The organism is Nocardiopsis sp. NPDC058631 (genome assembly GCF_042716955.1).
Classification (GTDB): domain Bacteria; phylum Actinomycetota; class Actinomycetes; order Streptosporangiales; family Streptosporangiaceae; genus Nocardiopsis.
Genome location: NZ_JBHXQY010000171.1, coordinates 1 through 6,140, shown reverse-complemented (window position 1 = coordinate 6,140; position 6,140 = coordinate 1). Strand labels below are relative to the sequence as shown.

The following is a 6,140-nucleotide window of genomic DNA, read 5'->3' as shown; positions in this document are numbered from 1 at the left end:
TCCAGGGCCTGCACGATGCCGTTGGCCACCGCGTCGCAGGCCGTGATACCGCCGAAGACGTTGACGAACACGCTCTTGACCGCGGGGTCGCCCAGGATGATCTCCAACCCGTTGGCCATCACCTCGGCCGAGGCGCCGCCACCGATGTCGAGGAAGTTCGCGGGCTTGACCCCGCCGTGCTCCTCGCCGGCGTAGGCGACCACGTCCAGGGTGGACATGACCAGACCCGCGCCGTTGCCGATGATCCCGACCTCACCGTCGAGCTTCACGTAGTTCAGACCCTTCGCCTTGGCGGCGACCTCCAGGGGGTCACCCTCCTCGGCGAACGTGAGGCTCTCCAGGTCCTGGCGGAACTCGGCGTTCTCGTCCAGGGTGACCTTGCCGTCGAGCGCGACGACGCGGCCGTCCTTGGTGAGGATGAGGGGGTTCACCTCGACGAGGGTGGCGTCCTTGCCCACGAACGCGTCCCACAGCTTGGTGATGATCTCGGCCGCGCCCTGGGCGGCGGCCTCGGGCAGCCTGCCCACCTTGGCGATCTCGGCCGCGATGTTCGCGGGAGCGCCGGTCAGCGGGTCGATGGAGATCTTGGCGACCGCGTCGGGGTCGGAGACAGCGACCTCCTCGATCTCCACACCGCCCTCGGCGGAGCAGATCGACAGGAAGTTGCGGTTCGCACGGTCCAACAGGAAGGAGAAGTAGTACTCCTCCGCGATGTCGGAGGCCTCCTCGACCAGGACACGGTGGACCGTGTGGCCCTTGATGTCCATACCGAGGATCTGCTCGGCCTTGGCCTGAGCGTCCTCGGGGCCCTCGGCGACCTTCACGCCACCGGCCTTACCGCGACCACCGGTCTTCACCTGCGCCTTGACAACGACGCGGGGCTTGCCGGCAGCGGCGAACTCGTCAGCGATGGCACGTGCCTCGGAGGCCGTGCTCGCCACCTTCCCCTGGGGTACGGGAACCCCGTACTCTGCGAAGAGTTGCTTCGCCTGGTATTCGAACAGGTCCACGAGGGTCCGTCCTTGTAACTCGCTGGCTCAGGATGTCTACCGGGGTGGCCTCGTCCGGATCGGCTGTGACCTACTGGTACGTGTCACACGGAACAGGGCCCCGAGGGGCCGTGCCGTTCACAGAGATCGCGATCGCCGCGGAGTCGCCACCCGCGACATGCGCAAAGCTTAGTCGCCTGAAATCCGGCCGCCGGACACCGGGGGCGGGTTCTCCGCCCCCGTCCCACCCCAAAAGCCGCCCATGCCGCACTGCGGGAGCCCCCGCGTGGGAAATCGTGTGACGAGCGACACCGCGAATAACACGACACGGGGTCATTCGCCGCTTCGCGGCAGCTTCGGCCCTGCGACCAACATCACGCCGTTGGTCTGCCACCGCGGTGCTTTCGGACCCCTCCGCGCCCCGGTGGCGGCTCGGGCCTTCAGGGGTTCAGGCCGCGTGCGCCGGACGCACGTTCTCCCTCACCCAGTCGGCGATCTCGGAGGTCGGTGCGCCCGGGGTGAAGATCTTGGCCACGCCGATGCGTTCGAGCTCCGCGATGTCCGCGTCGGGGATGATCCCGCCGCCGAACACCCGGATGTCCTCGGCGCCGTTCTCCCTCAGCAGCTCCATCACCCGGGTGAACATGGTCATGTGGGCGCCCGAGAGCACGGACAGCCCGATGCCGTCGGCGTCCTCCTGGAGCGCGGCCGCGACGATCATCTCCGGCGTCTGGCGCAGACCGGTGTAGATGACCTCGACCCCGGCGTCGCGCAGGACGCGGGCGACGATCTTGACCCCCCGGTCGTGCCCGTCCAGTCCCGGTTTGGCGACGACGATCCTTGCCGCACCCTCGGCCATGGCTTACCCCTCACGATGTGCCCCACTGCCCGGCCCCTCCTTGTGGGAGGACCCCGGGGCGGGGTGGAGACGATGAACTCGTGTGAAGCGTAACCCAGGTCACTCACGGGTGGCGGGCGCGGGGACGGGTATCTTCCGAACATGGGAGACGACGCCGCAGGATTCGGCCGGACCAGCACGGAGGACCTGCGGGACCGCGCTGTCGACCTGGCGCGGAAGCGGTGGGATCTGCGGTTCTTCTGGCGGCTGCTCGGCCTCATCCCCGCCGCCGAGGCCGCCGCCGGAAACGACAGGGCCAGCGAGGCGAGCGTCGCCCAGCTGTCCGGCTTCGTGTACGAGGCCCTCTCCGTCGAGACCGACCCCGGCGTCCAGGAGGCACTGCGCCCCGTCTACATCCAGTACCTCGTCGACCACGGCGAGGAGGCGGACGACGGCGGCCCGGGCACGGGGGACCCCGGCTCCGACCGGAACGGCTCCGGCGCGACCGGACCGGTCCGCGCCCCCGGCGACGAGGACTCCTGACCCCGAGGGGTGCATGTCCGAAAACCGCCAGCACCTGGCCCGCCCCTGGGCGACCATGGGCAGTGTGATGGACGACGACCAGCGCTACCGCGCAGTACACAGCAGGGACTCCCGCTTTGACGGGGTCTTCTACACGGCAGTGCGCACCACCGGTATCTACTGCCGTCCGAGCTGCCCCGCCGTCACCCCGAAACGGGTCAACACCCGGTTCTTCCCCACCGCGGCCGCAGCCCAGGACTCCGGGTTCCGCGCCTGCAAGAGGTGCCGGCCCGACCTGACGCCCGGTTCCCCGGAGTGGAACCTGCGCGCCGACGTGGTCGGCCGCGCGATGCGGCTCATCCAGGACGGTGCCGTGGACCGGGGCGGTGTCGGCGCACTGGCCTCCGCCGTGGGGTACAGCGAGCGCCAACTCAACCGTCTGCTGTCCGCCGAGGTGGGCGCGGGGCCGCTGGCCCTGGCCCGCACCGAGCGGGCCCAGACCGCCCGGATCCTGGTGGAGACCACGGACATGCCGATGACGGACGTCGCGTTCGCGGCCGGGTTCGCGAGCGTCCGCCAGTTCAACGAGACGATGCAGGCGGTGTTCGACCGCTCCCCCACAGAGATGCGCTCGGCAGGCCGGTCCCGGGCATCCGGGGTCTCCGAACCGGGGACGATCACGCTGCGGCTGCCCTACCGGGAGCCGATCGACCTGGCCGGGATGCTGCGGTTCCTGGGAGACCGCGCCGTCCCCGGGATCGAGGAGTACCGGAACGGCGTGTACCGGCGCACGCTTCCGCTCCCGCACGGCCCCGGGGTCGCGGAGCTCTCGGAGGGCTCGAAGCCGGGGCACGTGCTGTGCCGCCTGAGGCTGACCGAGACCCGTGACCTGGCCAGCGCGGTGCGCCGTTGCCGCAGACTGCTCGACCTCGACGCCGACCCGCGCGCGGTCGCCGAGGCCCTGGGCGGGGACCCCCTGCTGGGCCCGATCGTGTCCGCCCACCCGGGGATACGCTCGCCCGGCCACGTGGACCCGTCGGAACTGGCGGTCCGGGCGGTGCTCGGACAGCAGGTGTCGGTGAAGGCCGCCCGGACCCTGGCGGGTCGGCTGGTGGCACGGTTCGGGGAACCGCTGGTGGAGGGCCTGGAGTTCCCGGGCGGCGGGCTCACTCACGTGTTCCCGGCTCCGGATGTCCTTGCCGGGGCCGACCCGGCCGGGTTCTCGATCCCGGTGGCGCGCGGGACGGCCCTGGTGGGACTCACCGGGGCCGTCGCCTCGGGCCGGATCGAGCTGGGGCCGGGCTGCGACCGGGACGAGGCCGAGCAGCGCCTGGTGGAGTTGCGCGGGATCGGACCGTGGACGGCGGGCTACGTGCGGATGCGCGGCCTGGGCGATCCCGACGTGTTCCTGCACGGCGACCTGGGGGTCCGGCTGGCCTTGGAGGCCAAGGGGGTGCGGGTCTCCCCCGCGGCCGCGGCCCGGCACGCTCTCGCGTGGAGCCCCTGGCGCTCGTACGCCACGCACCTTCTGTGGACCTCGTTGGGCGACGCGGATCCGGACCGGGCGGGAAGCGGCGGGCCCCGGTCCATCGTTGGAGCCACGGGGCCCTAGGCCGTCGGGAAGCAAAGACTGACGAGAGGGAACGGTATGAGTACCAAACAGGCACCGCGTGCCGAGGCACACCGACAGGAGTCACTTTTCACGGACATCGAGCCGGTCGCGCCCCAGCGGGTACCGACCGTGGAACTCCGCGCCCCGCTGGGCGGACCGACCAGGTACACCACGATGGAGTCACCCGTGGGCACGCTGACGCTCCGCGGTGACGGCGAGGCCCTGGGAGGGGTGTACACGCCGGCCAAGGACGACAGCACCCTGGGCGTTCCGGCGGACTGGGTCGCCGACCCGGCCCCGTTCGCCGAGGCCGTCCGCCAGCTGACCGCGTACTTCGCCGGTGAACTCCGGGACTTCACCCTGCCGCTCGCCCCCGCCGGAACCGAGTGGCAGCGCAGGGTCTGGACGGGGCTGACGACCATCCCGTACGGGGAGACCGCGAGTTACGGTCAGCTCGCCGAGGAGTTGGGGCGGCCGACCGCTTCCCGCGCTGTGGGAATGGCCAACGGCCGCAACCCCATCAGCATCATCATTCCCTGCCACCGGGTCATCGGAGCCAACGGAACCCTCACGGGTTACGCGGGCGGGCTGGAGCGCAAGAAGTTCCTCCTCGGTCTGGAAGCCAGGGTCGCCTCCGCCTGACGTCCCGACACACCTCCCCGTGGAACGGCCCCGGAATCGGGGCCGTTCCGCGTTGTCCACAGGTCCTGCGTTGTCCACAGGAAGGGCCTCGGGCTGGTCACGCCCTTCACGCCACGGTTGACTGGAAAGCGGGGGGTCCCCTGGACGGGGGTGCTTCGGCATGCCCCGGGGCGGCTACGGGGCCCGGTGGACTTCCCGCGTCGGCTTTCCACCCCTTGCATGCTGGTGTTCACGTAGTTACCCTGCGGTAGCAATGTGATCCACAACCCATGATCACACCCTGTCGTGTCAAACCCGTTCGCTCTACCCCCACGAGGAGAAGCGTTGACACCCCCCACCTCCCCCGCCTTTCGCGCGCGCCTTTCCCGCCCCCGGTTCCTGGGCGCGGCCACCCTCTCCCTCACCGCGGCTACCGCCCTGGTCGTCTCCGCGTCGGCGGCACAGGCCCAACCGGCGCCGGCGGACACCCCACTCGCCATCGCACCCAACGTCGAGGTCACCGCGGACGACACCGCCGCCGGGGCCCTACCCGGCGGGACAGCCGGGACCACGGCCGAGAACCTGCTCGCCGACGCGGTCATCGCGGACGTCCTGCAGGCCCGGGGTTCCGGCATGTCCGCCCTCGACGCCCAGGACCGCGACGTGAGGGTCGACATCCGTGAGGCCTCCGACGGATCGGCCTTCGGTGTCGCCATCGTGACAGCGCCCTCGGCCACGGAGGAGAGCCCGTACGCGTGGCTGTTCGCCGCCGACCACGAGGGCTCGGAGTGGACCGTGGGGTTGGAGGGCACGGAGGTGTTCTCCGAGATCCTCTCCGCATCGACCCTGCTGGGAGAGGAGGAACGGGAGACCGTCGCCGACTCGACCAACCCGGACAAGGTCTCCGCCTCCTCCTACACCGGGGTGGGTCTGCCGTACTCCATCGGCTCCTCGATGATCATGACCGGAGGTCCGCACGGGTTCAGTTCAGGGCACCCGTACAGTTCTGCGGACTTCGCCGGCGGCAACGGCCAGGCCCGCGCCGCCCGGGGCGGCTACGCCTACAGCCTCTGCACCGGCTGGACCCGGGTAATCCACAACAACGGGTACTCCACGGACTACTACCACCTGGAGAACTACCAGTGGCTGCCCGGCAACAACGTCGGCACCGGCCACTACCTCGGCACCCAGGGCAACAGCGTCTGCGCGGGCGGTTCCTCGACCGGCGCCCACATCCACTTCGCCCTGAGGGCCTACACCGACCCCAACGCGGCCGGCTGGTACGTGGCGCTCCACGGCCGGACTTTGGGCGGCTGGACCTTCCAGGAGGGCGCGGCCTACGGCGGATACGTCTACCGGAGCGGTGTCGGCACCGTCTACCCGGGCGGCTCGGTCTACAACTACGGGTTCTGAAGAACCCCGGTTCACAAGTTCACAAGCTCGGGCGACAAAAAAGGGAGGGAGCCGCCCATCACAGGCAACCCCCTCCCCAACAAAAAACCGTGGCAGCGACCTACTCTCCCACCCCACCACAGGGCAGTACCATCAGCGCAAGGAG

6 protein-coding genes are annotated in these 6,140 nt (G+C 70.4%); 4 read left to right on the top strand and 2 right to left on the bottom strand.

The window, feature by feature from the left end; translation table 11 throughout:
- Positions 1 to 1,010 (bottom strand): ADP-forming succinate--CoA ligase subunit beta (gene sucC, locus ACFWTE_RS29440; protein WP_378783188.1); only part of this gene is annotated, 1,010 nt, incomplete at its 3' end.
- Between the two features lie 427 nt (positions 1,011 to 1,437).
- The gene (locus ACFWTE_RS29435; RefSeq protein ID WP_378783187.1) at positions 1,438 to 1,848 is read right to left on the bottom strand and encodes a cobalamin B12-binding domain-containing protein; all 411 of its coding nucleotides are present in this window, start codon (positions 1,846 to 1,848) and stop codon (positions 1,438 to 1,440) included.
- Positions 1,849 to 1,989: 141 nt separating this feature from the next.
- On the opposite strand from ACFWTE_RS29435, the gene ACFWTE_RS29430 reads away from it, so the two are divergent.
- The 4 genes from ACFWTE_RS29430 (at position 1,990) to ACFWTE_RS29415 (ending at position 5,995) form a co-directional block, all read left to right on the top strand.
- Complete coding sequence (locus tag ACFWTE_RS29430; RefSeq protein ID WP_378783186.1) at positions 1,990 to 2,370, top strand: hypothetical protein; 381 nt, start codon at positions 1,990 to 1,992, stop codon at positions 2,368 to 2,370.
- A 67-nt stretch (positions 2,371 to 2,437) separates the two neighbouring features.
- Positions 2,438 to 3,961, top strand: a complete 1,524-nt coding sequence (locus tag ACFWTE_RS29425) for an AlkA N-terminal domain-containing protein (protein ID WP_378783189.1) — start codon at positions 2,438 to 2,440, stop codon at positions 3,959 to 3,961.
- 36 nt (positions 3,962 to 3,997) lie between these two features.
- Positions 3,998 to 4,603 carry a methylated-DNA--[protein]-cysteine S-methyltransferase gene (locus ACFWTE_RS29420; protein WP_378783185.1) on the top strand — a complete coding sequence of 202 codons (606 nt, stop codon included), beginning with the start codon at positions 3,998 to 4,000 and terminating at the stop codon, positions 4,601 to 4,603.
- 324 nt (positions 4,604 to 4,927) lie between these two features.
- Positions 4,928 to 5,995, top strand: a complete 1,068-nt coding sequence (locus ACFWTE_RS29415; protein WP_378783184.1) for a M23 family metallopeptidase — start codon at positions 4,928 to 4,930, stop codon at positions 5,993 to 5,995.
- The last annotated feature ends 145 nt before the right edge of the window (positions 5,996 to 6,140 follow it).